The sequence below is a fragment of the Sphingopyxis sp. CR5 genome, assembly GCF_059693785.1.
The window spans coordinates 39,637-64,682 of the sequence record NZ_JCATIE010000012.1 but is presented as its reverse complement, the minus strand read 5'-3'; the positions used below and the strand labels follow the sequence as shown (position 1 = coordinate 64,682).

Below are 25,046 nucleotides of genomic sequence, written 5' to 3'. Positions count from 1 at the left end.
GTGACGATTTGCACTTCTTTTCGTCCTTCCCGCAAGATGTTCGCCACGGTCCCGCTTTCGCGGGAATGACGAAGGTTGGATATGGGGGCAGAGGCGATGCTTGCCCCCGCCCCTTCGCATCCCTAAATCCATGCCATGACGACCCCGCCGATCACCGAATTGACGACGCGCGCACGCGACGTGTTCCGGCTTGTCGTCGACGCCTATCTGGAAACCGGGCAGCCGGTCGGGTCGCGTACCCTTTCCAAGCTCGCTGCCCTCAACCTGTCGCCCGCGTCGATCCGCAACGTGATGCAGGATCTGGAGGAACTGGGCCTGCTCGCCAGCCCGCATACCAGCGCCGGTCGACTGCCAACCGAACAGGGGCTGCGCCTGTTCGTCGACGGCATGATGCAGGTCGCCGAACCGAGCGCCGAGGACCGAGCGCAGATCGAGGCGAGCCTTGCCGACGGTGGACCGATCGAAAGCGCGCTGGCGCAGGCGACCTCCGCGCTCTCGGGCCTGTCGGCCTGCGCCGGGCTCGTCCTCGTGCCGAAGCACGAACGCGTGCTCAAGCAGCTCGCTTTCGTGCCCATGTCCGATGCCCAGGCGCTCGTCGTGCTCGTCGCCGGCGACGGCGCGGTCGAAAATCGCGTCGTCGACATTCCGCCCGGCCTCACCCCGTCGGCGCTGGTCGAGGCGGGCAATTATATCTCGTCGATGCTCGGCGGCCTGACCCTCGCCGAAGCGCAGGCGCGTATCCGGCGCGAGATAGAGGCCGAGCGTATCGCGATCGACCGCGCCGCGCAGGACCTGCTGGCGCGCGGGCTCGCGCTCTGGTCGACCGACGGCGCCGACCGCCCGGTGCTGATCGTGCGCGGCCAGGCCAATCTGCTCGACGACAACGCCGTCGGCGATCTCGACCGCGTGCGCCTGCTCCTCGACGAACTCGAAACCAAGCAGGATATCGCGCAGCTGCTGGACAGCGCGCGCGAAGGCAGCGCGACGCGCATTTTCATCGGGTCGGAGAATAAGCTCTTCTCGCTGTCGGGTTCGTCGGTTATCGCCGCCCCCTATCATGGCAGCGACGGTCGCGTGGTCGGCGTGGTCGGGGTGATCGGCCCGACGCGCTTGAACTATGCGCGCATCGTACCCATGGTGGATTTCACCGCACAATCGCTTTCAAGACTGATACGATAAGGCCCATGACTGACATCGAAAACGACACCCCCGTCGACGACGGCACACCCCCCGAAGCCAAAACTCCCGAAGCGAGCGGAGAGGCCGCGACCGCCGAAGCGCCGCCGAAGGATGAAACGGCCAAGCTCGCCGAACAGCTCGCCGCGGTTCAGCAGGACCTGCTCTATGCCCGCGCCGAGACCCAGAATGTCACGCGCCGCAAAGACAAGGAAATCGCCGACGCGCATGCCTATGCCGCGACCAAGTTCGCACGCGACATCCTGTCGGTCGCCGACAATCTGGGCCGCGCGCTTGCCTCGCTGAGCGAGGACCAGCGCGCCGACGAGGCGATCAAGCCGCTGCTCACCGGGCTCGAGGCGACCGAGCGCGAATTGATGAGCGTGTTCGAACGCCACGGCATCACCCGCATCGCCGCGGTCGGCCTTCCGCTCGACCCGAACCAGCACCAGGCGATGCTCGAAATCCCCAGCGACAAGGATCCCGGTACGATCGTCCAGGAAATGCAGGCGGGCTATATGATGAAGGACCGCCTGCTGCGCCCCGCGATGGTGGGGGTCGCCAAGAAGGTGGATTGATAACCCCCTCTCCCCTTGTGGGAGAGGGTTGTGCAGCCTTGGCGGCTCTGCCGCCTAGGCGAAGCTGGGTGAGGGGTTCGGCGGTCGCGCGCCAACGCAAGGGCGATCCCCTCTCCCGCTACGACTAGCGAACAAGTTCGCAAGTCTCGCTGCTCTCTCCCACAAGGGGAGAGGGTATCAAGCCGCCTTCCGCAGCTTTGCGAGCTTCTTCAGCACCATGTCGCGCTTCAGCCGCGACAGATGGTCGATGAACAATATGCCCTCCAGATGGTCGTGCTCGTGCTGGATGCACGTCGCCATCAGCCCGGTCATGCGTTCCTTGTGCGACTTGCCGTCCACATCCTGCCACTCGACCGTGACCTCGGCGGGGCGCGTCACCTCGGCATATTGCTCGGGAACCGACAGGCAGCCTTCCTGATAGACGCTATGCTCCTCGCTCTCGTCGGAGAAGACGGGGTTGATGAACACCCGCGGCTCGCGGATCACCTTCTTGCCCTCGGGGTCCTCGGGGTCGTTTTCCTGCAGGTCGATCACCAGGATGCGCTGAGGCACCCCGACCTGGATCGCCGCCAGACCGATTCCGGGCGCGTCGTACATCGTCTCGAACATGTCGGCGACGAGCTGTTTCAGCTCAGCATCGAAGGTTTCGACGGGCTTCGAAATGACGCGCAGCCGCGGATCGGGCGTCTCTATGATGGGTAGCAGGGCCATGGGTGCCATTTAGGTATGCGCGGTCCGGCGGTCAATGATCGGTAAATGCGGATCACCCCACCGGCCGCCTCGCGCGCAGCGCCTGCGCCAGCGTCCCTTCGTCCAGATAATCGAGTTCGCCCCCAACCGGCAAACCATGCGCCAGCTGGGTCAACCGCACCGGGTAGCCCTCAAGCCGCTCGGCGAGATAATGCGCCGTCGTCTGCCCCTCCAGCGTCGCGTTCATCGCGAGCACCACCTCGTCGATCCCGCCCGCCGCGACGCGCGCGACCAGCGCGTCGATGCTCAGGTCCTGCGGCCGCACCCCTTCCAGCGCCGACAGCCGCCCGCCGAGCACATGATATTTGCCGGGGAACAGCCGCGACTTGTCGAGCGCCCACAGATCCGACACCTCCTCGACGACGCACAGGCTGCGGCCGTCGCGGCGCGGGTCGGCGCAGATCGCGCACGGGTCCTGCGTGTCGACATTGCCGCAAATGCCGCACGTCACCAGCCGTTCGGATACCGTCTGCAGCGCCGCGAGCAACGGCGCGAAGGCACTCTCGCGCTTCTTCATCAGATGCAGCACCGCGCGCCGCGCCGACCGCGGGCCAAGCCCCGGCAGGCGGGCGAGTTGCTGGACGAGGGCTTCGATTTCGGTGGACGCCATGCAAAGGTGGTAGTGGGGCGCGGGGGCAGGCGCAATATCTCCCTCTCCCCTTGGGAGAGGGATGTGCAAGCTTGGCAGCTTGCTGCCTAGCTGGAGCTGGGTGAGGGGCTGCGCCCTCTCGATGGCACACATCCCCTCACCCAGCGTCGCCTAGCGAACAAGTTCGCAAGGCTTTGCAACCCTCTCCCAACGGGAGAGGGGGCTTGCACCGCACGCGCCGCTCCGCCAAAGCGCGCAGCCATGCGCATCGCCTTCATGGGAACCCCGCCCTTTGCGGTACCGACGCTCGCCGCGCTGCACGCCGCGGGGCACGAGATCGCGGCCGTCTATACCCAACCGCCGCGCCCCGCTCAGCGCGGGAAGAAGCTGCAAAAGAGCGCGGTTCACCTTTGGGCCGAGGCGCATGGGCTGCCCGTCCGCACGCCGGGTAGCCTGAAAAACCCCGACGCGCAGGCCGAATTCGCCGCGCTCGGCCTCGATGTCGCCGTGGTCGCCGCCTATGGCCTGATCCTGCCGCAAGCGGTGCTCGACGCGCCGCGCGCCGGCTGCCTCAACGTCCATGGGTCGATCCTGCCGCGCTGGCGCGGTGCGGCGCCGGTGCAGCGCGCGATCCTCGCCGGCGATGCCGAGACCGGGGTGACGATCATGCAGATGGACGCCGGCCTCGACACCGGCGGCATGCGGCTGATCGGACGCACGCCGACGGACGGCAAGAGCGCGGGCGCGCTGACCGACGAGCTCGCCGCGCTTGGCGCCGAATTGATGGTCCGCGTCCTCGCCGATCTGTCCGCCTTTCCACCGGAGGTGCAGCCGGGCGACGGCGTCACCTATGCCGCAAAGATCGACAAGAGCGAGGCGCGGCTCGATTTCCTGGTCAGCGCGGTGCAGGTCGAGCGCCAGATCCGCGCCTTCGACCCGGCCCCGGGGGCTTTTTTCGAACTTGAGGGCGAGCGGTTCAAGCTGCTTGCCGCCCAGGTCGTCCACCCGGCCGACACCGTCGCGGGCGCCGCTCCCGGCGTTACGCTCGACGACGCGCTCACCATCGCCTGCAACCCCGGCGCGATCCGCGCGACGCGCGTCCAGCGCGCGGGCAAGCCGGCGATGGACGCAGCGGACCTGCTGCGCGGGCGGCCGATCGCGAAGGGTGTGCGGCTCGCATGACCAGGCCCCCCTCACCTCGTCACCCCGGACTTGATCCGGGGTCCATTCTCCCACCGTCGTGTGATTGGACCCCGGATCAAGTCCGGGGTGACGAAAATGGGCAATGGAAGCGCCCATGACCCGCTTCGCGCTCACCATCGAATATGACGGCCGCCCCTTCATGGGCTGGCAACGCCAGAAGCACGGGCCGAGCGTCCAGCAGGCGATCGAGGACGCCGCCGCGCGGATCACCGGCGAAGAGGCGGTCGTTCATGGCGCCGGGCGGACCGACGCAGGCGTCCATGCGATCGCGATGCGGGCGCATGTCGACATCGACAAACCGCTTACCGCCTTTCGCCTGATGGAGGCGCTCAACGCCCAGCTTCGCCCGGCGCCGGTGGCCATCCTCGCTTGCGAAGCCGTCGCCGACGACTGGCACGCGCGTTTTTCGTGCATCGGCCGCGCTTATGAATATCGCATCGTCAACCGGCGCGCCCCGCTGACGTGGGACAAGGGACTGTCGTGGCAGGTTGCGAAGCCGCTCGATGCAGAGGCGATGCACGGCGCGGCGCAGGCGCTTGTCGGGCGGCACGATTTCACGACCTTCCGCTCGGCCCATTGCCAGTCCGAAAGCCCCGTGAAGACGCTCGACCGGCTGACCGCCAGCCGCCACGGGGACGAGATCATCATCGAAGCCGCCGCGCGCAGCTTCCTGCACCACCAGGTGCGCTCGATGGTCGGCTGCCTTGTCCTCGTCGGCCAGGGCAAATGGTCGGCGCGCGACCTGAAGGCGGCGCTCGACGCCGCCGATCGCGATGCCCTCGGCCTCAACGCGCCGCCCGACGGGCTCTATTTCGTCGAAGCCAGATACCCCTGATGGAAATCGGTCGTCACCCCGGACCTGATCGGCGGTCCAGGACACCACCGCCGAAAGGGATGCCGGATCAAGCCTGTCCAGAGCTTGTCGAAGGGTCCGGCATGACGATGACAGGGCTGGAACGAAAAAGGGCGGCCCCGCAGGACCGCCCTTTCATGCTTCACCGGGCTCGGCGCTTACGCCTTCTCGGTGTAATATTTCGGCGCATGCTCGTTCAGGATATCGAGGATCTTCGCCTGCGCGGTCTTTTCGTCGCTTTCTTCCATCGCGGCCAGCTCGCGCGCGAGGCGGCTCGACGCGGCTTCGAAAATCTGGCGCTCCGAATAGCTCTGCTCGGGCTGGTCGTCGGCGCGGAACAGGTCGCGCGTCACCTCGGCGATCGACACCAGGTCGCCCGAGTTGATCTTCGCTTCATATTCCTGGGCGCGGCGCGACCACATGGTGCGCTTCACCTTCGGCTTGGTCGTCAGCACCTGCAGCGCTTCCTTCAGCGTCTTGTCCGACGACAGCTTGCGCATCCCCACGCCCTCGGCCTTGTTCGTCGGGACGCGAAGGGTCATTTTTTCCTTTTCGAAGCGGAGGACGTACAGTTCCAGCTGCATGCCCGCGATTTCGGACTTTTGCAGCTCGATGACGCGCCCCACGCCATGCTTCGGATAAACGACGTAATCCCCGACTTCAAAGACGAGCGTATTTGCGGACATGCAGCTTCCTTTCTTTGGCCTTGCCGGGACGGGAAAGCGCGTCAACACCGGTGCATCCAGCCCTCGGCAGGAGGGGGATCGAAGCAGTTCGGGCGGCGCTCGCCAGTCTAGAGTGACAAGGGATATGGCTCCATCGGAAACGCCGAATGCGCCCCAGCCCGGCGGCGGGAAGGGGTAGATTGTCGACGTGTTGTTACGAATTATAACAGAGTCGCAACAAAATTGCCACCCCCACACGGAATCCCGCGGGATCGGCGACTTGACGGCACCCGATGCGCGTTTCACCTTGCAACCGAAACACATATAAGGATGCCGATATGCAGGATCAAATCTGGTGGGTAACGGGCGCGTCGTCTGGGATAGGCGCGGCCCTGGCGCGCGGGCTTTCGGCACGCGGGGCCCGGCTGATCCTCTCCGGCCGCAACGTCGCCGCGCTCGAGGAGGTGGCGCGCGAATGCGGCGCCGGGACGATGGTCCTTCCCTTCGAGGCGACCGACTATGATGCCCTGCCCCGCATGGCGCGCGAAGCCTGGGACTGGTGCGGACGGATCGACGGCCTCGTCAACAATGCGGGCATTTCGCAGCGCAGCCTGGCGATCGAGACCGACTTTTCGGTCTACCAGAAGATCGTCGACGTCGACCTCCTCGCGCCGATCGCGCTGACGCAGCAGCTGTTGCCGCGCATGGTCGAGGCCGGCGGCGGCCAGATCGTCGCGATTTCGAGCGTCGCCGGGATCGCGGGCGTCCCGCTCCGCAGCGCCTATTCGGCGGCGAAGCACGGGCTGATCGGCTATCACGACGCGGTGCGCGCCGAAAACGAGCATCTCGGCCTCAAGGTGCTCGTCGTCGCGCCCGGATCGGTCCGCACCAATGTCAGCCGCAATGCGCTCAACGCCGACGGCAGCATTCGCGGCGCGAGCGACGCGGCGATCGACAACGGCCTCTCGCCCGACGACGCGGCGGCGCGGATCCTGGACGCGGTCGAAAGCGGCAAGCGCGAAATCGTCGTGGCCGACGGCGCCGAAGCCGAAATCCCGGCGCTGCGCCGCGGCGACCCCGACGCGCTGTTCGAGCGGATGAGCAAGATGGTCCAGGCCGGCTATGCCCGGCAGATGGGGGCGAGCCGGTAAGCCGCGGCAAATCGCCCTGCCCCCCGGCCGGGCGGCGCCGACCCCGCTTGCATTCCCGCGCTTACCCGGCTATGCGCCCGCGCTTCCGTCATGGTCATCCCTGGAGGCGTGGCGGGTTTGTTGAACTGTTTCTCGGAGAAATGATATGAGCGATCAGCTGACGCTGACGGCCGAGACGCGCGAACGCGGAGGCAAGGGAGCCTCGCGTGACCTGCGTCGCAACGGCCGCGTCCCCGCCGTCGTCTATGGCGGCAAGGAAGACCCCCTGATGATCCACGTCGAGGAAAAGCTGCTGATCAAGCAGCTGATGACGGGTCACTTCATGAACTCGGTCGTGATGATCGAAGTCGACGGCAAGGCCATCCGGACCCTGCCCAAGGACGTCGCTTTCCACCCGGTCAAGGATCGCCCGATCCATGCCGACTTCCTGCGCATCGCAAAGGACGCCAAGGTCCATGTGTCGGTGCCCGTCAGCTTCCAGAACGAAGAGAAGTCGCCGGGCCTGAAGCGCGGCGGCGTGCTGAACATCGTCCGCCACGAGCTGGAACTCGTGTGCGACGCGGACAAGATCCCCGACGGCATCGAGATCGACGTGACCGGCTACGACGTCGGCGATTCGATCCACATCAGCAACGTGACGCTGCCCACCGGCAGCGAGAGCGCGATCACCGACCGCGACTTCACCATCGCGACGATCGTGGCGCCCTCGGCAATGAAGTCGAGCGAAGGCGATACGACCAAGGATGAGGGCGAAGGCGAAGACGCTGCCGAAGGCGGCGAAGAAGCCTGATTCCACAGGATCAGCCCCCTCTCCGGCTCGGGGAGGGGGTTTTTCCAGACCCCGGGAAAGGCAAGACCATGCAACTCTGGGTCGGCCTCGGAAATCCCGGGCCCCAATATGCGATGCACCGCCACAATGTCGGCTTCATGGCCGTCGACGTCATCGCCGACATGCACGGATTTTCGCCGCCCGCGAAGAAATTTCAGGGCTGGCTTCAGGATGGCCGCATCGGCCGCGAGCGCGTACTGCTGCTCAAACCCGCCACCTTCATGAACGAAAGCGGCCGCAGCGTGCGGGCCGCACTCGATTTCTACAAATTGACGCCGCGGGACGTCACCGTCTTCTACGACGAACTCGACCTCGCGCCGATGAAGGTGAAGGTGAAGCAGGGCGGCGGCGCGGCGGGGCATAACGGCATCCGCAGCATGATCAGCCATATCGGCGACGATTTTCGCCGGGTGCGGATCGGCATCGGCCATCCGGGGCACAAGGCACGGGTCACCGGCTATGTTCTCGGCAATTATGCAAAGAGCGAGATCGAGCCGCTGACCGACCTGCTCGGCGCGATCGCGGCCGAGGCGCCCTGGCTCGCGGATGGCGACGAGGCCCGCTTTCAGAGCGACCTTGCGCTGCGGCTGCAACCGTGACCGCGATCCGGCCGGCCGACGCGGCCGATGCCGACGCGGTGATCGCCCTGTGGCAAAGCTGTGACCTCACCCGTCCCTGGAACGACCCACAGGCCGATTTCGACCGCGCGCTCGGCCATGCGGCCGCGACCGTGCTCGTCGCCGGGCAAGGCGCCGACATCGCCGGGACCGTCATGGCGGGCTTCGACGGCCATCGCGGCTGGATTTACTATCTCGGTGTCGCGCCCGCCGCCCGCGGCAACGGCCTCGCGCGCCGCCTGCTCGACGCCGCATGCGACTGGCTGCGCGCCTGCGGCTGTCCGAAAGTCGAACTGATGGTGCGCGAAGGCAATGACGCCGCGGCCTTGTATCGCCATCTGGAGTGGGAACCGCAGAAGGTTCAGGTCTTTGCCCGCTGGCTCGCCAGGTGACTTGCAAGTGCTTGTAACAAACGCGTAATCTGCAAACTTCGTTTTGACCCGGAATCGCAACCGGGGTGCAACGCGCCTCTGCGACCACCACCCCGCCAATGCGGAGGCATGCCGCCTCTCGCATCGTCGCCACAGCGAAAAGGGGTACTGCATGTCATATCTGACCGACGAGGCGCGCGCGCCTTATCGACGCGAAACCGACGATCTGAACGGGCCGGACAGCCTCGAAGCGATCGTCGCGCAAAATCCGTCGCGCCGTTCAATTCTGCGCAAGGGGCTGCTCGGTCTCTCGGTGATCCCCGCGGTGGCCCTGGCCGGCTGCGACGACGACGAGGATTCGACCCCCGCCCCGACCCCGACTCCGACTCCGACGCCAACACCGACGCCCACCCCGGTCAGCTACGAGGTCACGTTCGATCCCGTCGCGGCGAACGAGGACGACACCGTGACGGTGCCCGAAGGCTATTCGGTCGCGGTTCTGTTGAAAGCCGGCGATTCTGTCGAATCGGGCGCCCCCTATTCAGGCAGCTATCCGACCCCCGCCGATGCCGAAAAATGGGCCGGCGGCAATCACGACGGCATGGAATATTTCGAGCTGGCGGGCGTCGATCCGAACAGCGGCGGCCTGATCGCGATGAACTTCGAATATCCCGACTTCAACATCCTGATGGCGGACAGCTACGACCCCGCCACCGCGTCGGCCGACCAAAAGGCGATCGCCTTGTCCGCCGTCGGCATCGGCGTCATCGAAGTCGCAAAGGGCGGCGACGGCACCTGGTCGGTCAAGGACGGGTCGACCTACAACCGGCGTTACACCGGCAACGACACCTATCGCGCGGGCGGACCCGCCGCCGGGATATTGTCGGGGTCTATCAAGGGGATGCTCAACAATTGTTCGAGCGGCAGGACGCCCTGGAATACCTATCTCACCTGCGAGGAAACGACCGACAATTATCTCGACCCGACCCAGCCCGAACATAATTATGGCTGGGTGGTCGAAATCGACCCGTTCCGCGAACTGGCGACCCCGACAAAACGCACCGCGATGGGCCGCTTCAGCCACGAAAATGTCAGCTTCATGGCCAATGGCGACAATCGCGTCGCCTTTTATATGGGCGACGATTCGACCCCGGGGTGCATCTATAAATTCGTGTGCGACCGGGCATTCAACCCGGACAATCGCGCGGCGAACACCGACCTGCTCGACTATGGCACGCTCTATGTCGCGCGGTTCAACGCCGACGGGTCGGGCGAGTGGCGCGAACTGACCGTTGGGCAGAATGGCCTGACCGCGGGCGCACAGGATCCCGGCAATGTCAGCCAGAGCACGACGCCGCCCGCGCCGACCACGGTCGACTTCAACAACCAGGCCGACGTGCTCATCAAATGCCAGTCGGCGGCGCGCGTCGCCGGCGGCACCGTGATGGACCGCCCCGAATGGATCACGGTCGCCCCCGACAACAGCGCCGTTTTCGTCACGCTGACCAACAACAGCCGCCGTCAGGTAACCGACGCCGCCAACCCCCGCGTCACCAACCTGCACGGCCATATCATCAAGTTCAGCGAACAGGGCAATGATCCGCTGGCGACGGGGTTCAGCTGGGAAATCTTCCTCCTCGCGGGCGACCCGTCGCTGGCGAACGGCGGCAGCAATCTGGTCGGCGACATCGACGGCGACACGTTTTCGAGCCCCGACGGCATCCGCATCGACCCGCAAGGGCGCCTGTGGGTGCAGACCGATCACAGCATTCCGGGCAATTCGGGCATCCCCGGAACGACGATCGAGGATGTCTTCGGCCACAACGCGATGTTCTACATCGACCAGGCGACCAAGGAATCGAAGCGCTTCCTCGTCGGGCCCACGGGCTGCGAAATCACCGGCATCGCCTATACGCCCGATCTGACGACCTTCTTCGTCAATATTCAGCATCCGACGGGCAACTGGCCGATCGACGGCGAACAGCCGCGGTCGTCGACCGTCGTGATCCAGCGCGGCGACAGCGCGCCCGTCGGCAAGTAGCGGCGCCGCAATCGCTTCTGGAAATGGCCCGCCCCTGCGGTTAAGGGGCGGGCCTCTTTCCAGATCGATCGGATGATTTCATGGGTTTCAAATGCGGGATCGTCGGCCTGCCCAACGTCGGCAAGTCCACCCTGTTCAACGCGCTGACCGAAACGCAGGCGGCGCAGGCGGCGAACTATCCCTTCTGCACGATCGAGCCGAATATCGGCAATGTCGCGGTCCCCGACCCGCGCCTCGACAAGCTCGCCGCGATCGCCGGCAGCGCAAAGATCATCCCGACCCAGCTTGCCTTCGTCGACATCGCGGGCCTCGTACGCGGCGCGTCGAAGGGCGAAGGGCTCGGCAACCAGTTTCTCGGCAACATCCGCGAGGTCGATGCGATCGTCCATGTCCTGCGCTGTTTCGAGGACGATGACATCCAGCATGTCGAGAACAAGGTCGATCCCGTCGCCGATGCCGAGACGGTCGAGACCGAGTTGCTGCTCGCCGACCTCGAAAGCCTCGAGAAGCGCGTGCCGGCCTTTCAGAAAAAGGCGACCAGCGGCGACAAGGAAGCCAAGGTCGCGGCCTCGGTGCTAGGCCAGGCGCTCGACCTGCTGCGGGCGGGCAAGCCCGCACGGCTGACCGAGCCCAGGGATGTCGAGGAAGAGCGCATCCTGAAGCAGGCACAGCTGCTGACGGTGAAACCGGTCCTGTACGTCTGCAATGTCGAGGAAGCCAATGCCGCGAACGGCAACGCGCATAGCGAGGCCGTCTTCGCACGCGCCAAGGCGGAGGGCGCGCAGGCGGTGATCGTCTCTGCGGCGATCGAGAGCGAACTCGTCGGGATGGACGCCGACGAGCGCATGCTGTTCCTCGAGGAAATGGGGCTGCACGAAACCGGGCTCGCGCGCGTCATCCGCGCCGGATACGAACTGCTGCACCTGCTCACCTTCTTCACCGTGGGGCCGAAGGAAGCGCGGGCGTGGACCGTCCACAAGGGCGCCAGCGCACCCGAAGCGGCGGGCGAGATCCACAGCGATTTCCAAAAGGGCTTCATCCGCGCCGAAACGATCGCCTATGACGATTATGTCGCGCTCGGCGGCGAGGCGAAGGCGCGCGAAGCGGGCAAGCTGCGCGCCGAGGGCAAGGGCTATGTCGTCCACGACGGCGACGTGATGCATTTCCTGCACAGCTGATCACCATTCGTCATTGCGCTCCTCGCAATGACATCACCCCTCGAACGCCGCCAAAATCGGGCACGGTCCCTTGTCGCTCGCCGCGCATTCGTCGGCCAAGCGCGCCAGCGCCGCGCGGGTTTCGGTCATTTGCGCGATCTTTTCGTCGAGCACCGCGATCCGCTGATGCGCGAGCGCGCGGACGCGGGGGCGGTCGTCGCTCTGTTCGAGGCCCAGCAATTCGCCGATCTCGTCGAGGGTAAAGCCGGCCGTCTGCGCCGAGCGGATGAATTTCAGCCGCCTCAGGTCACCCGTGTCATAGCGGCGCACCCCGCCGCGCCAGCCGTCGCCGCCGCTCTTCGCCGGCGTCGCGATCAGGCCGCGCCGCTGATAATAGCGGATCGTCTCGACCCCGACCCCGCCCGCCGCGGCCAGCTTTCCAATCGTCAGTTGCATCGCTTGACTCCGTACCATGGTACGGACGCTATATGGGACGCATGACGAACCGGACAAGCACCGCCACCCTCTATCGCATGGTCATGCCGAGCCATATCTGCCCCTATGGGCTGAAGGCGAAGCATCTTTTGAAGAGCCGCGGCTTCGCGGTCGACGATCATTGGCTGAAAACGCGCGAGGAAACCGACGCGTTCAAGGCCGAGCACGATGTCGGGACCACCCCGCAGACCTTCATCGACGGCCGGCGGATCGGCGGTTACGACGATCTGCGCCGCCATTTCGGGCTGACGGTGCGCGATCCCGACGCGACCAGCTATCGGCCCGTCGTCGCGCTGTTCGCGATGACCGCGCTGATGGCGCTTGCCGCCTCCTTCGCCGCCTTTGGCTCGCCCTTCACGGTCCGCGCGGCCGAGTGGTTCGTCTCGTTCAGCATGTGTGCGCTCGCGCTGTTGAAGCTCCAGGACGTCGAAAGTTTTTCGACGATGTTCCTGAACTACGACCTGCTGGCGCGGCGCTGGGTGCCCTATGGCAGCATCTATCCCTTTGCGGAGGGGCTCGCCGGCGTGTTGATGACCGCGCAGGCGCTCGACTGGCTGTCGATCCCGGTCGCGCTGTTCATCGGCGGTATCGGCGCGGTATCGGTGTTCAAGGCGGTCTATGTCGACCGCCGAGCGCTCAGATGCGCCTGCGTCGGAGGCGGCAGCAACGTGCCGCTGGGCTTCGTCTCGCTCACCGAAAATCTCGCGATGGTCGGCATGGCGATCTGGATGCTCGCGAGGCCCGTGTGAGCGCCCTTCTCGATCGCCGTTCGCTGCTGGTCGCGGGCGGCGCCGCGGCGCTCGCGCCCTGGCTTCCCGCCTGGGCGCGGCCGGTATCGGCGGGTCTGCCCACGGTCGGCGGCGACGACATTCGCCTGACGATCGCGCGTCAAATGCTGCATCTGGGCGGCAGGATGCACCATGCGATCGGGATCAACGGCACCGTCCCCGGCCCGCTCATCCGCCTGAAAGAAGGACAGACCGCCCGCATCCATGTCACCAATGAACTCGACGAACCCAGCTCAATCCACTGGCACGGCCTCCTCCTGCCTTTTCAGATGGATGGGGTTCCAGGGCTGAGCTTTCCCGGGATCGCGCCCGGCGAGACCTTTACCTATGAGTTTCCGGTGCGGCAGACAGGCACTTACTGGTATCACAGCCATTCGGGGCTCCAGGAACAGCTTGGGCATTATGGCCCGCTGGTGATCGATCCGGTAAATGAAGCCGAGCCCCATGATCGCGACCATGTCGTGGTCCTGTCCGACTTCAGTGCGCTTCACCCACACATGATCTTCAAGAAGCTCAAGCAGATGGGCGGCTATTTCAACCGGCAGAAGCAGACCCTGGCGGGGCTGCTCGCCGGTAAAGATCAATCGATCGGCGAGCGCACCGCATGGGGAGCGATGCGGATGGACCCGACCGACATCAGCGACGTCACCGGATCGACCTATACCTATCTCGTCAACGGCCACGGACCGGACGACAACTGGACCGCCCTGTTCACTCCGGGCGAACGCGTGAGGCTGCGCTTTGTGAACGCGTCCGCCATGACGACCTTCAACCTGCGGATTCCCGGACTGAAGATGACTGTGGTCCAGGCCGATGGACAAGATGTGCGGCCGCTCCCCGTCGACGAGATGCAGATCGCGGTCGCCGAAACCTATGACGTGATCGTCACTCCCGAAGATCGCGCCTACACGATCGTCGGCGAGAGTGTCGACCGGTCGGGCATGGCGCGGGCGACGCTGGCCCCGCGCGCCGGGATGACGGCGCCCGTCCCGCCGCTGCGCGCGCGCCCGCTCGCGTCGATGAAGGACATGGGCATGGGCAGCATGAACCATGACGCGATAACTCACGAGCCGGCCGGCGGCAGTGCGAAGATGGATCACAAGATGCGCGACCTGAGCCTGGCGCCCACGGTCGCCAAAACCCCGACCGTGCAGAGCATTTCGCCGATGCCGACCGACCGCACCGGCGAACCGGGGCAGGGACTGGAGGGCGTAGCCGGGGCGCTGACCTATCGCGATCTTATCGCGCTGAATCGCAACCCCGACACGCGCGCCCCGACGCGCCGGATGCAGATCCACCTGACCGGCAATATGGAACGTTATATGTGGGCGTTCGACGGGGTGAAGCTGAACGAAGTGACGGCGCCGATACCCTTTACGCAGGGCGAGCGTGTGCGCGTCATGTTGGTCAATGACACGATGATGGCGCACCCCATTCACCTGCACGGCCATTTTTTCGAACTGGTGACCGACAAGGGCGAGTATGCACCGCGCAAGCATACGGTGAATGTCCAGCCCGGCGGAACGGTGACCTTCGATGTCACCGCCGACGCCTATGGCGACTGGGCCTTCCATTGCCACCTGCTCTATCACATGCACGCGGGGATGATGCAGGTCGTGACGGTGCGACCGGAGGCGGCCGCATGATCGCGATCGCCCTGCTCGCAATGCAGTCATCGATGCAGGCGCCGGCGACGCCGGCTGGTCCCTGTCCCCCCGAACATGCCGCGATGGGGCACTGCAAGCCAGGCGCGGCGGCTGCGGAACCCGTCGAGGCTCCAGCGCCGCCCTGCCCGCCGCACCATGCGGCGATGGGCCATTGCAAGGCCGACGCGGCACCGTCCCCGTCCGTGCCCGAAGCATCCGTGCCCGATGCGCCCGCTCCGCCGGCGCCGCGCGTCGATGCCGCCGATGCGATCTTCGGTGCCGATGCCATGGCGGCATCGCGAAAGCAGCTGTACGCCGAACATGGCGGCGGCGCCTTTTCCCAAATCATGATCGATCGCGCCGAGTGGCGCACACGCGACGGACGGGACGGCTATGCGTGGGATGCCGAAGGCTGGTTCGGCGGCGATATCGACCGGCTGACAGTCAAGACCGAGGGCGAAGGCGATCGCGGCGGTCCGTTCGAGGGCGGCGAAGTGCAGGCGCTGTGGAGCCATGCCATCGGCCCCTATTTCAACGCCCAGACCGGCATTCGACAGGATTTCGGCCCCGGCCCGTCTCCGACATACGCCGTTTTCGGCATAGAGGGTCTCGCGCCCTACTGGTTCGAGGTCGAAGGCGCGCTGTTCCTGTCCGACGAGGGGGATGCTTCGGCCCGGGCCGAAGCCAGCTATGACCAGCGAATCACCCAACGGCTGATCCTGCAACCCCGCGTCGAGGCGAATGTCGCATTTCAGGCGACGCCCGAACTTGACACCGGCAGCGGCTTCACGTCAATCGAGGCCGGGCTGCGCCTGCGCTATGAAGTGGCGCGCGAATTTGCGCCCTATATCGGGGTGACGTGGGAGCGAAAGCTGGGCGGAACGGCTCGGCGCGCGCGGGCCGCGGGGGACGACGCATCGCGACCCGCTTTCGTCGCCGGGCTGAGGGTCTGGTTCTGACGGCGGAGAGACAGTTCATTGATCTGGCCGGCGGCTGGTCTATCCGGGACCGACCGATTCGCGTTCAGGAGCTTCCACTATGTTCGATCGCCGCCATTTCCTTGCCGGCGCCACCCTGGCGGGGCTCGCCGCGCCGACGGTCCTGCGGGCCGAAGGAGGCTTGTTTCGCGACTTCCCGTTCAGCCTCGGCGTCGCGTCGGGCGATCCGGCGAGCGACGGCTTCGTCATCTGGACGCGGCTCGCACCCGAGCCGCTGGACCCGCACGGCGGCATGCCACTAGCGTCGCTCCCCGTGGATTGGGAAGTGGCGAGCGACGGTGGATTTCGCGATGTCGTAGCAAAGGGCACGGCGCTCGCGCGCCCCGAACTCGCCCACAGCGTCCATGTCGAGGTTGCCGGGCTCCAACCCGATCGGCCCTATTATTATCGCTTCACCGCTGCGGGGGAGCGCAGCCTCCGCGGTCGTGCGCGCACATTGCCGCTGGTCGGCACGCATGTCGACGCGCTGAAATTCGGCGTTTGCGGATGCCAGCATTTCGAATCGGGGTTTTTCGGCGCCTATCGCCACCTTGCACGCGAAGACCTTGCCTTCGTCTATCACTATGGCGATTTCATATATGAATATAGTCAGGACTATCTGTTCGATACGGGCCTCCCGACGCGGCCGGTGCGTACCAACGCGCGGCGCAACCTGATCGACCTGTCCGATTTCCGCGCTGCCTATTCGCAGCAACTCGGCGATATCGACCTGCAGGCGGCGCGATCGATCCACCCCTTCCTGTCGAGCTTCGACGATCACGAAATCCGCAACGACTGGGTATCGGTCTGGGACAATTGGAAGATGGGCCTCGACGGCAACGACCCCGACGCGCCGCCGCCGGAGGTGTTCATGCTCCGTAAGCAGGCGGCGATGCAGGCGTGGTACGAGCATATGCCGGTCCGCCGTTCGATGCTGCCGGTGAACGGCATGGTCGCGCTCAACCGCGAGCTGCGCTACGGCGACCTGATGTCGATGCAATTGCTCGACACGCGCCAATATCGCGACGACCAGCCATGCGGCGACGGTTTCAAACCCGCCTGCCCCGGCGTGTTCGACAAACGCGCCGAAGTTCTGGGCAAGGCGCAGGAGGAATGGCTCGCAAGGAATCTTGGCGAAGGTCGGGCGACGTGGAACGCCATCGCGCAGCAGGTGACGATGATGTCGCTCGACCGCCGCCGCTATGCGGACGAAAAGCAAAAGATCCTGAACCTCGATAGCTGGGCGGGCTATGAAGCGCCGCGCGAACGGATGCTCGCGCGCCTTGGCGGGGTGCAGAATCCCGTGGTCCTGACCGGCGATGAGCACCAGAATTTCTGTGGCGACCTGATCCTGAAGGACAAGGTCGTCGGCGCCGAATTCGTCGGCACATCGATTTCGAGCGGGGGCGACGGCAGCGACCAGAGGCCGGGCACCGACCGCTTCCTTGCCAATAATCCCGAGCTGAAATTCGCCAACGACCAGCGTGGCTATCTGGTGTGCGACGTGACCCGCGAGGCCTGGCAGACGCATTTCATGGTCGTCGACAAGGTCACGACACCCGTGAACACGCTATCGAAGCGCGCCACGGGCGTGGTCGAAAACGGCGTCGCGGGGATCAAAATGTCCGCGTGAAGCCGCCTTTTCCATTTCATCGTCATGCCGGACCCGTAATAGCCCGGCTCCGGCGTGATCGGATAGCGGTTCGGCCAGCCTTTGCAACGGGAACAGGAGGCACCATGCGTCTCCGGAGATTGCAAGAGATTTGCATTGGAAGGACCGGACCTGTCGACGCTCGACTTGTAGCCGCGCTGTCATCCGGCCATCCTAGCGGCATGGCCATGACCCGAATCATTTCACTGTTCCTCGCCCTTTTTGTCGTTGCCGTCGCACCGCTTCGTGCCGAAGACGGCGAGACCCGCACGCCGGTCACGATCCTGATCTCGATCGACGGCTTTCGCGCCGACTATCTGGACCGCGGCATCACGCCGACGCTGTCGCGGCTCGCAGCCGAGGGCGCGCATGGAGCCTTGCGCCCGTCGTTCCCGACGAAAACCTTTCCCAACCATTATGCCATCGTCACCGGCAAGCGTCCGGACACCAATGGCATTGTCGGCAACCGGATGATCGACCCCCGACGCCCCGACCAGATCTTCAGCCTGGGCGATGCCAAACAGTCGCTCGATCCCTTTTGGTGGGGTGAGGCCGAACCCGCATGGGTAACGGCCGACAAGGCGGGCGTACGCAGCGCGACGATGTTCTGGCCGGGCAGCGAAGTCGCCATTCACGATGCGCGGCCCGACGACTGGCAACGGTTCGACCAGCATGTTTCGGGCGAGCAGCGCGTCAACGCGGTGCTCGACTGGATGCGACGGCCCGCCGATACGCGTCCCGCCTTCGCGACGCTCTATTTCGATATCGTCGATACCGCGGGGCATCGCTTCGGCCCCGACAGCCAGGAGGTGAACGACGCCATCGAGGCGGTGGACGCCCAAATCGGCTCGCTCGTGGCGGGACTGGCGGATCTGCACCAGCCAGCCCGGCTGTTGATCGTCGCGGATCACGGCATGCGCGCGGTCGATGCCGCGCGCGTTGTCCAGCTTGCCGACCTGATCGACCTGCCGAGCATCATCGCGGTCGAGACAGGCCCCTATGCGGCGATTGAGCCCGCGGCCGCGACCGACGACCGCGTCGCAGCGGCGCTGCTGAAGCCGCACGAGCATATGAGCTGCTATCGCCGCGAAGACCTGCCCGAACGGCTGCACTATGGCCATAATCCGCGCGTCGCCGCGATCATCTGTATCGCCGAGGCGGGCTGGACGATCCTGGCGGGAGAGCCCGAATGGCCGGTAAAGGGCGGCGCGCACGGCTATGACAATCAGGACCCGCAAATGCTGGCGCTGTTCATAGCAGCCGGCACGAACCTGAGGGGCGACGTCGGTATCGTCGACAATATCGAAGTCTATCCCCTGCTGATGAAACTGCTGGGCGTCGCACCCCTTCCAAGCGATGCGACGGGAGTCTTGGCGAAACGGCTCGCGAATTAGGCGGCTTGCTTTCGAGGCGCGGCTCGCCTCATAGGATCGCCATGCTCCATTATGAAGACATCGAGGTCGGCGCGGTCCGGCGCTTTGGAAACAAGCTGGTCACGCGCGAAGAAGTCGTCGACTTTGCCGGCAAATATGATCCGCAGCCGTTTCACCTGGACGACGAAGCGGCAGCCGAAACCTATTTCGGACGGCTGTCCGCGAGCGGCTGGCACACCGGATCGATGGCGATGCGGATGATGGTCGACAATATGAAGGAAAATCAGCAAGCCGGGCTCGGATCGCCGGGGATCGACGAGCTGCGCTGGCTGAAGCCCGTCTATCCGGGCGATACGCTGCGCTGCGAGACCGAAATATTGAGCAAGCGGCGGTCCGCCAGCCGGCGCGAAATGGGCTTGTTCGAATCGAAGCTCACCGTCTTCAACCAGCATGACGAACCGGTGATGACGATGCGCTCGACCGGATTGATCCGCGTCCGGACCCCGGACGCGGATTGACACCTTACGCGCCGCAGCTCCATTCGCCTTCGAAGCTGCCTTTGCCGCCATAGGTGCGATTGACGGTCAGCGTGGCGTCATAGATCTTTTGCTCGCCTTCGGTGCGGACCGGCTTGTCCGACGCATGGTCGAGCGTCAGCTTGAGCCCCGGACCCGACATTTCGAGACCTTTTTCGAGCGCACCGAAGCCGCCCGAACCGGCGACGCGCTGAACCTGGCCGCCGACCTTGACCGCGCCGGACGCCAGCTGGTCGTCGCCGACATTGGCCTTGGCGATGAAGGCGGGGTCCGACTGGCCCTTGACCGTGAAACCGCAGCCGAGTTCGCCGTCGAGACGCAACATCTCGCCCTTGCCGATCGCACTGAGTTCAATCGGTTCGCCGCTGCCGGTATCGGGCAGCTTGTTCTCGTCGTTGGCGGCTTCGGTCTTCGTCGGCTGGCTTTCGGTCGGGGTCTGGCCCGAGCAGGCGGCAAGCAGAAACAGGGCGCCGAGCGGCGCCGCAAGAGGGGATCGCATCAAATATTCTCCTTTGGTCGCGAGAGAAACGCACCAAAAGCGCGGTCGCTCCCGTTGACGCGGAGACCCGTAACGGGACAGCTTCAGTCGCGCAAGACCGCCATGACATCGATTTCCTCGGCCGCGGCGCCCGACACCTGCAACAGATAGCGTCCGGGCACGACCGCGAAGTCGACCATCTTGCGAATGCCCGAGCAGGCCGGGCCGTGGCCATGCCCCGTGGACGGCACGGCGGCAGCTTCGCGCACCAGATCGATCCACGCCCCCTGCCCCAGCGCGACGGTCAATTTTCCCGCCTTTGCAACGTCGATCGCGACCACCGCGCCCATCCTGTTCTTGTCCGGCACCTTTTCGGGCGCCGCGGCATAGGCAATCGTCTCACCGGCAAACAGCGCAAGGCGAACGCGCCGGCCCAGCGCGAGCGGAACCGAGGCATCGGCAGGATCAGCAGCCGCGACACCCTCGCCTCCGGTTTCCGCCGTCCAACCGCCAAGCGGCGCAGGCAAGACCGGCTTGGTCGGACATGCGGCACCGTCGTCCGCAAGCGCCGGCACCGGCGCCATCGCGGCTGCTAGTCCCGCCGCCAATGCAAATCCGATCAGCTTTCGCATCTCACTTCCTTCCAAAGAGTTTTTCGACGTCATCCATCGCCAGCTTAACCCATGTCGGCCGGCCGTGATTGCACTGGCCCGAATGCGGCGTGACCTCCATCTGGCGGAGCAGCGCGTTCATTTCGGCGACGTTCAACGTGCGCCCCGCACGCACCGAGCCGTGACAGGCCATTGTCGCAGCGACGAGTTCCAGCTTTTCCGACAGGCCGAGCGCCGCGTCATAGCCCGCAAGATCGTCGGCGATATCGGTGACCAGCCGGATGCAGTCGATCGGCCCGAGCATCGCCGGCGTCGATCGCACCATCACCGCGGCGGGACCGAAGCGCTCGAGCTCGACGCCAAGCGCCGCGAGTTGCGGCGCCGCGGCTTCGAGGCGATCGCATGCGGGTTCGTCGAGCTCGACGACTTCGGGCATCAGCAGACCTTGCGAGGGCACCGCCGGCCCCGTCATCCCGCGCTTCAGCGTTTCGAGGACGAGCCGTTCGTGCGCGGCGTGCTGATCGACGATGACGAGCCCGTCCTCGGCTTCGGCGACGATATAGGTTTTGGCGATCTGCCCGCGCGCGATACCGAGCGGATGCGCGGCGGCATCGGGGGGCGGGGTAACGGCGATTTCGGCGCGGCCGGACGGCGGCGCCGGGGCGAACGCCGTCATCCGGTCATAGACGCGCGCCGTCGCGGCGTCGGGGACGGGCGCCTGATCGGCGCCGAACAAGTGAGCCGCCGGGGCTTCGTTCGGCGGGTAGTGGCCGAACAAAAAGCCCGTCGCCGGCAGTGCGGGCGCGACCGGTTCCTGTTGCCACGCCGCAAGCGCCGCCTCTGCGGGACGCTGGACGCTGCGAAAGCCATGCTCGTCGAGCGCGCGGCGGAGTCCCCCGACGATCATCCCGCGAACGAGTTGCGGGTCGCGAAAGCGCACCTCGGTCTTGGCCGGATGGACATTCACGTCGACCTCGCTCGTCGGAAGATCGAGGAACAGCGCGACGACGGGATGCCGGTCGCGCGCGAGCAGGTCGGCATAGGCACCGCGCAACGCCCCGACGAGCAATCGGTCCTTCACCGGTCGTCCGTTGACGAACAGATACTGGTGGTCGGCTATGCCGCGATTATAGGTCGGCAGGCTGATCACGCCGCCCAGATGCACCGGGCCGCGATCGAGGTCGACGCCGATGCTGTTCGCGGCGAGGTCGCGGTTCGTCAGCGCGGAAACGCGGCTGAGCCGGTCCTGCCCTCCCTGCACATCGAGTATGCGGCGTCCGTCGTGCTCGAAGGTGAAACCGATGTCGGGCCTGGCCATCGCGAGCCGTTTCACGACGTCCTGGCACGCCGCATATTCGCTGCGCGCGCTGCGCAGGAACTTGCGGCGCGCCGGGACGCGCGCGAACAGATCCTCGACGAGGACGCGCGTGCCCGGAGCCAGCGCCGCGGGTCCCTCGTCCGCAAGCGCGCCATTGTCGACGACACGCCGCCAGCCGTCGCCGCCGGCGACCCGGCTTTCGAGGGTCAGACGCGCGACGCTGGCGATGGACGGCAACGCCTCGCCCCGAAAGCCGAGCGTGGTAACATCCTCGATCGCCTCGTCGGGCAATTTGGAGGTCGCATGGCGTTCGAGCGCGAGCGCCATGTCGCCCGCGGTCATTCCGCATCCGTCATCCTCGACCTCGAGCCTCGCTATCCCGCCTTCGGCGAGTCGCACCGATATGCGAGTCGCCCCCGCGTCGATCGCGTTTTCAACCAGTTCCTTCAGCGCCGCGGCGGGTCTTTCGACCACTTCGCCGGCTGCGATCCGATTTACGAGCTTTTCCGGCAGGCGGCGTATTGACATGAAGCGTCTCCTAGCGCAGTCGGACGCAAATCGCGACCCATCCGCACAGCCTGATCGCTTTGTCCAGCATGACCCCTCCGGTCGAGCCGGAATCTCTCCCTGATTTGGTCCAGTTGCCGGGGCTGGTTTCGCGACCACGACTATGGCGGGGGCGCGGTCCGTTCGGGGCTGGCGGCTTCGATGACAGGAAGCAGTATCGATGTCCTTCTTTTCCCGGTTTCTGAAATTCAATTCGCAAGACATGGCTATCGACCTCGGCACCGCGAACACGGTGGTCTATGTTCGCGGCAAGGGCATCGTGCTCAACGAGCCGTCTGTCGTCGCGGTCGAGACGCTGAACGGGATCAAGCGGGTCAAGGCGGTCGGCGACGACGCCAAGCTGATGATGGGCAAGACCCCCGACAGCATCGAGGCGATCCGCCCCTTACGCGACGGCGTGATCGCCGATATCGATGTCGCCGAACAGATGATCGCCCACTTCATCAAGAAAGTGCACGGCGGGAAGCCGAATGCGTTTCGCAGCCCGGAGATCGTGATCTGCGTTCCATCGGGTTCGACGAGCGTCGAGCGCCGTGCAATCCGCGATGCCGCCTCGAACGCGGGCGCGAGCCAGGTGTGGCTGATCGAGGAACCAATGGCCGCCGCGATCGGTGCCGACATGCCGGTCACCGAGCCGATCGGATCGATGGTCGTCGACATCGGCGGCGGCACGACCGAGGTCGCGGTGCTCAGCCTGCGCGGTCTGGCCTATACCACGTCGGTCCGCGCGGGCGGCGACAAGATGGACGAAGCGATCGTCTCCTATGTCCGCCGCCACCACAATCTGCTGATCGGCGAAGCGACCGCCGAGCGAATCAAGAAGGATTTCGGCGTCGCGCGCATTCCTGCCGACGGCAGCGGGCTGACGATCCACATCAAGGGACGCGACCTCGTCAACGGCGTGCCCAAGGAAATTTCGATCAACCAGGCGCAGATCGCCGAGGCCCTGTCCGAACCGATCGGCACCATCGTCGAGGGCGTGCGCATCGCGCTGGAGAACACCGCGCCCGAACTCGCGGCCGATATCGTCGACCAAGGCATTGTCCTGACCGGCGGCGGCGCGCTGATCCGTGAACTCGACGAACTGCTCCGCGACGCGACCGGCCTGCCCGTCACCGTTGCCGACGATCCGCTGACCTGTGTTGCGATCGGCACCGGCCGCGCCATGGAGGACCCCGCCTTCCGCGGCGTGCTCCAGCAAGCCTAAGCAGTCCGTGGCTCGCCCGGCACACAGGCGTCCGGGACAATCCCGAAAGGCGCAGTACAGCCTGTTCGCTGCCTATGTCATTGCGGTGACGGGGGCGGTGGCCGGGCTATTGCTTGCCGTCCTGTCGGTCGTCGATCCCGTCGGCTTCGCGCAGCTTCGCATCGCAAGCCAGGAGCTTGCGGCGCCGATCGCCCGCGTCACCCGTTCGGTCACCGGATCGATATCCGGTATCGACGATAATGTGTCGGCCTATGTGAAGGCCGGGACGCAAAACCGGCGACTGCGCAAGGAACTGACCGGCGCACGGCGCAAGCTGGTCGCGACGAGCGCGCTGCAAGAGGAAAATCGTCAGCTCAAGGCACTCCTGAAGCTGCAGGAAACCGACCGTGCGGCGCTCGCCCACGGCTATCTGCTCACGTCGACGTCGACGAGCAGCCGGCGCATCGCCCTGCTCAGCATCGGGCGCAACCTTGGCGTCGCCGCGGGTCAGCCGGTCCGCGGGGCCGACGGCCTGATCGGTCGCATCCTGACGGCGGGGCCTTCGGTTTCGCAGGTGCTGCTGCTCACCGATGTCGACAATGTCGTCCCCGTGCGCCGTGCGCGCGACGGCCTGCCCGCCATTTCGTCGGGACGCGGCAACGGCAATCTCGATGTTCGCACGCTGAACATCGCGAACAATCCCTTCAAGCCGGGCGACATCCTGGTCACCTCCGGAACCGGCGGCCTCTATCCGCCGAACATTCCCGTCGCGATCGTGGTCAGCCGACAGGACGACGGCGCGCTGGCACGCCCCCTTGCCGACCCGGCCAAGGTCGACGCGGTCGCGGTGCTGCGTCCCTACACCCCCGAAGATATCGAAGCGCAGGCGGTTCCCGCCCCCACGCAGGCTCCATGAATCGCGCCGCGCCCCGGATCGGCGAACCCGCATCGCTCTGGCGAATGCGCGCGGTGCCGGTGGCGACGGTGATGGTCGCGTCCGCGCTGCCCTTGATGCTGCCGCTGGTCGCCAGTTCGCCGGTGCTGCCTCCGCTCGGCCTGCTCTTCTTTCTGTGCTGGCAACTGCTGCGCATCGAAATGTGGCCGGTATGGGTCGGCCTGCCGCTTGGCTTGTTCGACGACTTGTTCAGCGGCGCGCCGATCGGCACCGCAGTGGGATTGTGGACGCTGGCCAGCATTGCGATCCATTATTTCTCGCAGCGCATCTATTGGCGCGGCTTTTTCCACGACTGGGGGATTGCGGCACTGCTCGTGGCGGTCGTCCAGGCGGTCGCGGCGCTGATCGCGCACCCGCACGCGCCCGCCAGCCAAGTTCTGGGCCTGGTGGCGCCGCAGATCGTGATTTCGGCGCTGCTCGTCCCCTTCATTCTTCGCCTGACCGGCCGGTTTGACAATTTCCGCCTGAAACGCCGATAGTTAATC

General features: G+C 65.8%; 26 protein-coding genes. 19 read left to right on the top strand and 7 right to left on the bottom strand.

Going from position 1 to position 25,046, the window contains the following annotated elements; translation table 11 throughout:
• The first annotated feature begins 135 nt into the window (after positions 1-135).
• Complete coding sequence (gene hrcA, locus AC58D2_RS17205) at positions 136-1,179, top strand: heat-inducible transcriptional repressor HrcA (RefSeq protein WP_497392341.1); 1,044 nt, start codon at positions 136-138, stop codon at positions 1,177-1,179.
• 5 nt (positions 1,180-1,184) lie between these two features.
• The gene (gene grpE / locus AC58D2_RS17200) at positions 1,185-1,754 is read left to right on the top strand and encodes a nucleotide exchange factor GrpE (RefSeq protein ID WP_497392340.1); all 570 of its coding nucleotides are present in this window, start codon (positions 1,185-1,187) and stop codon (positions 1,752-1,754) included.
• Positions 1,755-1,931: 177 nt separating this feature from the next.
• Here grpE and def read toward each other — a convergent pair whose 3' ends face one another.
• Positions 1,932-2,465: a peptide deformylase gene (def, locus tag AC58D2_RS17195; protein WP_497392339.1), complete on the bottom strand. Its 534-nt coding sequence runs from the start codon at positions 2,463-2,465 to the stop codon at positions 1,932-1,934.
• 52 nt (positions 2,466-2,517) lie between these two features.
• Complete coding sequence (gene recR, locus AC58D2_RS17190) at positions 2,518-3,114, bottom strand: recombination mediator RecR (RefSeq protein WP_497392338.1); 597 nt, start codon at positions 3,112-3,114, stop codon at positions 2,518-2,520.
• 240 nt (positions 3,115-3,354) lie between these two features.
• Between recR and fmt the strand changes: the two genes are divergently transcribed.
• Both fmt and truA read left to right on the top strand, forming a co-directional pair.
• On the top strand, positions 3,355-4,275 hold the full coding sequence (fmt, locus tag AC58D2_RS17185) for a methionyl-tRNA formyltransferase (RefSeq protein WP_497392337.1): 921 nt from the start codon (positions 3,355-3,357) through the stop codon (positions 4,273-4,275).
• Between the two features lie 115 nt (positions 4,276-4,390).
• Positions 4,391-5,131, top strand: a complete 741-nt coding sequence (truA, locus tag AC58D2_RS17180; RefSeq protein ID WP_497392336.1) for a tRNA pseudouridine(38-40) synthase TruA — start codon at positions 4,391-4,393, stop codon at positions 5,129-5,131.
• 176 nt (positions 5,132-5,307) lie between these two features.
• Here the strand turns inward: truA and AC58D2_RS17175 are convergent, their stop codons facing one another.
• Positions 5,308-5,835 carry a CarD family transcriptional regulator gene (locus AC58D2_RS17175; RefSeq protein ID WP_497392335.1) on the bottom strand — a complete coding sequence of 176 codons (528 nt, stop codon included), beginning with the start codon at positions 5,833-5,835 and terminating at the stop codon, positions 5,308-5,310.
• Positions 5,836-6,152: 317 nt separating this feature from the next.
• Here AC58D2_RS17175 and AC58D2_RS17170 point away from each other — a divergent pair, with 317 nt between their 5' ends.
• The 6 genes from AC58D2_RS17170 to ychF all read left to right on the top strand — a co-directional run bounded on the left by AC58D2_RS17170 (position 6,153) and on the right by ychF (position 12,001).
• Positions 6,153-6,965 (top strand): SDR family NAD(P)-dependent oxidoreductase, encoded by an 813-nt coding sequence (locus tag AC58D2_RS17170; protein ID WP_497392334.1) that lies wholly within the window; start codon positions 6,153-6,155, stop codon positions 6,963-6,965.
• Positions 6,966-7,110: 145 nt separating this feature from the next.
• A complete protein-coding gene (locus AC58D2_RS17165) occupies positions 7,111-7,755 on the top strand; it encodes a 50S ribosomal protein L25/general stress protein Ctc (protein ID WP_497392333.1) in 645 nt (214 codons plus the stop codon).
• Positions 7,756-7,823: 68 nt separating this feature from the next.
• The gene (gene pth, locus AC58D2_RS17160; protein WP_497392332.1) at positions 7,824-8,393 is read left to right on the top strand and encodes an aminoacyl-tRNA hydrolase; all 570 of its coding nucleotides are present in this window, start codon (positions 7,824-7,826) and stop codon (positions 8,391-8,393) included.
• Positions 8,390-8,803, top strand: a complete 414-nt coding sequence (locus AC58D2_RS17155; RefSeq protein WP_497392331.1) for a GNAT family acetyltransferase — start codon at positions 8,390-8,392, stop codon at positions 8,801-8,803. The genes pth and AC58D2_RS17155 overlap by 4 nt, the downstream gene beginning before the upstream one ends.
• Positions 8,804-8,954: 151 nt before the next feature.
• A complete protein-coding gene (locus tag AC58D2_RS17150) occupies positions 8,955-10,823 on the top strand; it encodes a PhoX family protein (protein ID WP_497392330.1) in 1,869 nt (622 codons plus the stop codon).
• Between the two features lie 80 nt (positions 10,824-10,903).
• Positions 10,904-12,001: a redox-regulated ATPase YchF gene (gene ychF, locus AC58D2_RS17145; RefSeq protein ID WP_497392329.1), complete on the top strand. Its 1,098-nt coding sequence runs from the start codon at positions 10,904-10,906 to the stop codon at positions 11,999-12,001.
• A 33-nt stretch (positions 12,002-12,034) separates the two neighbouring features.
• Here ychF and AC58D2_RS17140 read toward each other — a convergent pair whose 3' ends face one another.
• Complete coding sequence (locus tag AC58D2_RS17140) at positions 12,035-12,436, bottom strand: MerR family transcriptional regulator (protein WP_497392328.1); 402 nt, start codon at positions 12,434-12,436, stop codon at positions 12,035-12,037.
• A 41-nt stretch (positions 12,437-12,477) separates the two neighbouring features.
• On the opposite strand from AC58D2_RS17140, the gene AC58D2_RS17135 reads away from it, so the two are divergent.
• The 6 genes from AC58D2_RS17135 (at position 12,478) to AC58D2_RS17110 (ending at position 19,428) form a co-directional block, all read left to right on the top strand.
• Complete coding sequence (locus AC58D2_RS17135; RefSeq protein ID WP_497392327.1) at positions 12,478-13,224, top strand: MauE/DoxX family redox-associated membrane protein; 747 nt, start codon at positions 12,478-12,480, stop codon at positions 13,222-13,224.
• Positions 13,221-14,909, top strand: a complete 1,689-nt coding sequence (locus AC58D2_RS17130; RefSeq protein WP_497392326.1) for a copper resistance system multicopper oxidase — start codon at positions 13,221-13,223, stop codon at positions 14,907-14,909. The genes AC58D2_RS17135 and AC58D2_RS17130 overlap by 4 nt, the downstream gene beginning before the upstream one ends.
• On the top strand, positions 14,906-15,868 hold the full coding sequence (locus AC58D2_RS17125) for a copper resistance protein B (protein ID WP_497392325.1): 963 nt from the start codon (positions 14,906-14,908) through the stop codon (positions 15,866-15,868). The genes AC58D2_RS17130 and AC58D2_RS17125 overlap by 4 nt, the downstream gene beginning before the upstream one ends.
• A 79-nt stretch (positions 15,869-15,947) precedes the next feature.
• Positions 15,948-17,519 (top strand): alkaline phosphatase D family protein, encoded by a 1,572-nt coding sequence (locus AC58D2_RS17120; RefSeq protein ID WP_497392324.1) that lies wholly within the window; start codon positions 15,948-15,950, stop codon positions 17,517-17,519.
• Between the two features lie 200 nt (positions 17,520-17,719).
• Positions 17,720-18,931 (top strand): alkaline phosphatase family protein, encoded by a 1,212-nt coding sequence (locus AC58D2_RS17115; RefSeq protein WP_497392322.1) that lies wholly within the window; start codon positions 17,720-17,722, stop codon positions 18,929-18,931.
• Positions 18,932-18,972: 41 nt separating this feature from the next.
• Entirely contained in the window at positions 18,973-19,428 is a 456-nt protein-coding gene (locus tag AC58D2_RS17110) for a MaoC family dehydratase (RefSeq protein ID WP_497392320.1), read from the top strand.
• 4 nt (positions 19,429-19,432) lie between these two features.
• On the opposite strand, the gene AC58D2_RS17105 is transcribed toward AC58D2_RS17110, so the two are convergent.
• From AC58D2_RS17105 to mutL, 3 genes are all read right to left on the bottom strand, one after another.
• Complete coding sequence (locus AC58D2_RS17105) at positions 19,433-19,945, bottom strand: hypothetical protein (protein ID WP_497392318.1); 513 nt, start codon at positions 19,943-19,945, stop codon at positions 19,433-19,435.
• 83 nt (positions 19,946-20,028) lie between these two features.
• The gene (locus AC58D2_RS17100; protein ID WP_497392316.1) at positions 20,029-20,556 is read right to left on the bottom strand and encodes a hypothetical protein; all 528 of its coding nucleotides are present in this window, start codon (positions 20,554-20,556) and stop codon (positions 20,029-20,031) included.
• Between the two features lies 1 nt (position 20,557).
• Positions 20,558-22,381 carry a DNA mismatch repair endonuclease MutL gene (mutL, locus tag AC58D2_RS17095; protein WP_497392314.1) on the bottom strand — a complete coding sequence of 608 codons (1,824 nt, stop codon included), beginning with the start codon at positions 22,379-22,381 and terminating at the stop codon, positions 20,558-20,560.
• Between the two features lie 199 nt (positions 22,382-22,580).
• Here mutL and AC58D2_RS17090 point away from each other — a divergent pair, with 199 nt between their 5' ends.
• The 3 genes from AC58D2_RS17090 to AC58D2_RS17080 are packed head-to-tail and all read left to right on the top strand — an operon-like array spanning position 22,581 to position 25,040.
• Positions 22,581-23,627 (top strand): rod shape-determining protein, encoded by a 1,047-nt coding sequence (locus AC58D2_RS17090; RefSeq protein WP_497392312.1) that lies wholly within the window; start codon positions 22,581-22,583, stop codon positions 23,625-23,627.
• 7 nt (positions 23,628-23,634) lie between these two features.
• A complete protein-coding gene (mreC, locus tag AC58D2_RS17085) occupies positions 23,635-24,522 on the top strand; it encodes a rod shape-determining protein MreC (protein ID WP_497392310.1) in 888 nt (295 codons plus the stop codon).
• A complete protein-coding gene (locus tag AC58D2_RS17080; RefSeq protein WP_497392308.1) occupies positions 24,519-25,040 on the top strand; it encodes a rod shape-determining protein MreD in 522 nt (173 codons plus the stop codon). The genes mreC and AC58D2_RS17080 overlap by 4 nt, the downstream gene beginning before the upstream one ends.
• The last annotated feature ends 6 nt before the right edge of the window (positions 25,041-25,046 follow it).

Excerpts from the sequence above, each read along its gene's own strand:
- hrcA (WP_497392341.1), top strand. The coding sequence starts at position 136 with ATGACGACCCCGCCGATCACCGAATTGACGACGCGCGCACGCGACGTG.
- grpE (WP_497392340.1), top strand. The coding sequence starts at position 1,185 with ATGACTGACATCGAAAACGACACCCCCGTCGACGACGGCACACCCCCC.
- def (WP_497392339.1), bottom strand. The coding sequence starts at position 2,465 with ATGGCCCTGCTACCCATCATAGAGACGCCCGATCCGCGGCTGCGCGTC.
- recR (WP_497392338.1), bottom strand. The coding sequence starts at position 3,114 with ATGGCGTCCACCGAAATCGAAGCCCTCGTCCAGCAACTCGCCCGCCTG.
- fmt (WP_497392337.1), top strand. The coding sequence starts at position 3,355 with ATGCGCATCGCCTTCATGGGAACCCCGCCCTTTGCGGTACCGACGCTC.
- truA (WP_497392336.1), top strand. The coding sequence starts at position 4,391 with ATGACCCGCTTCGCGCTCACCATCGAATATGACGGCCGCCCCTTCATG.
- AC58D2_RS17175 (WP_497392335.1), bottom strand. The coding sequence starts at position 5,835 with ATGTCCGCAAATACGCTCGTCTTTGAAGTCGGGGATTACGTCGTTTAT.
- AC58D2_RS17170 (WP_497392334.1), top strand. The coding sequence starts at position 6,153 with ATGCAGGATCAAATCTGGTGGGTAACGGGCGCGTCGTCTGGGATAGGC.
- AC58D2_RS17165 (WP_497392333.1), top strand. The coding sequence starts at position 7,111 with ATGAGCGATCAGCTGACGCTGACGGCCGAGACGCGCGAACGCGGAGGC.
- pth (WP_497392332.1), top strand. The coding sequence starts at position 7,824 with ATGCAACTCTGGGTCGGCCTCGGAAATCCCGGGCCCCAATATGCGATG.
- AC58D2_RS17150 (WP_497392330.1), top strand. The coding sequence starts at position 8,955 with ATGTCATATCTGACCGACGAGGCGCGCGCGCCTTATCGACGCGAAACC.
- ychF (WP_497392329.1), top strand. The coding sequence starts at position 10,904 with ATGGGTTTCAAATGCGGGATCGTCGGCCTGCCCAACGTCGGCAAGTCC.
- AC58D2_RS17140 (WP_497392328.1), bottom strand. The coding sequence starts at position 12,436 with ATGCAACTGACGATTGGAAAGCTGGCCGCGGCGGGCGGGGTCGGGGTC.
- AC58D2_RS17135 (WP_497392327.1), top strand. The coding sequence starts at position 12,478 with ATGACGAACCGGACAAGCACCGCCACCCTCTATCGCATGGTCATGCCG.
- AC58D2_RS17125 (WP_497392325.1), top strand. The coding sequence starts at position 14,906 with ATGATCGCGATCGCCCTGCTCGCAATGCAGTCATCGATGCAGGCGCCG.
- AC58D2_RS17120 (WP_497392324.1), top strand. The coding sequence starts at position 15,948 with ATGTTCGATCGCCGCCATTTCCTTGCCGGCGCCACCCTGGCGGGGCTC.
- AC58D2_RS17115 (WP_497392322.1), top strand. The coding sequence starts at position 17,720 with ATGGCCATGACCCGAATCATTTCACTGTTCCTCGCCCTTTTTGTCGTT.
- AC58D2_RS17110 (WP_497392320.1), top strand. The coding sequence starts at position 18,973 with ATGCTCCATTATGAAGACATCGAGGTCGGCGCGGTCCGGCGCTTTGGA.
- AC58D2_RS17105 (WP_497392318.1), bottom strand. The coding sequence starts at position 19,945 with ATGCGATCCCCTCTTGCGGCGCCGCTCGGCGCCCTGTTTCTGCTTGCC.
- AC58D2_RS17100 (WP_497392316.1), bottom strand. The coding sequence starts at position 20,556 with ATGCGAAAGCTGATCGGATTTGCATTGGCGGCGGGACTAGCAGCCGCG.
- mutL (WP_497392314.1), bottom strand. The coding sequence starts at position 22,381 with ATGTCAATACGCCGCCTGCCGGAAAAGCTCGTAAATCGGATCGCAGCC.
- AC58D2_RS17090 (WP_497392312.1), top strand. The coding sequence starts at position 22,581 with ATGTCCTTCTTTTCCCGGTTTCTGAAATTCAATTCGCAAGACATGGCT.
- AC58D2_RS17080 (WP_497392308.1), top strand. The coding sequence starts at position 24,519 with ATGAATCGCGCCGCGCCCCGGATCGGCGAACCCGCATCGCTCTGGCGA.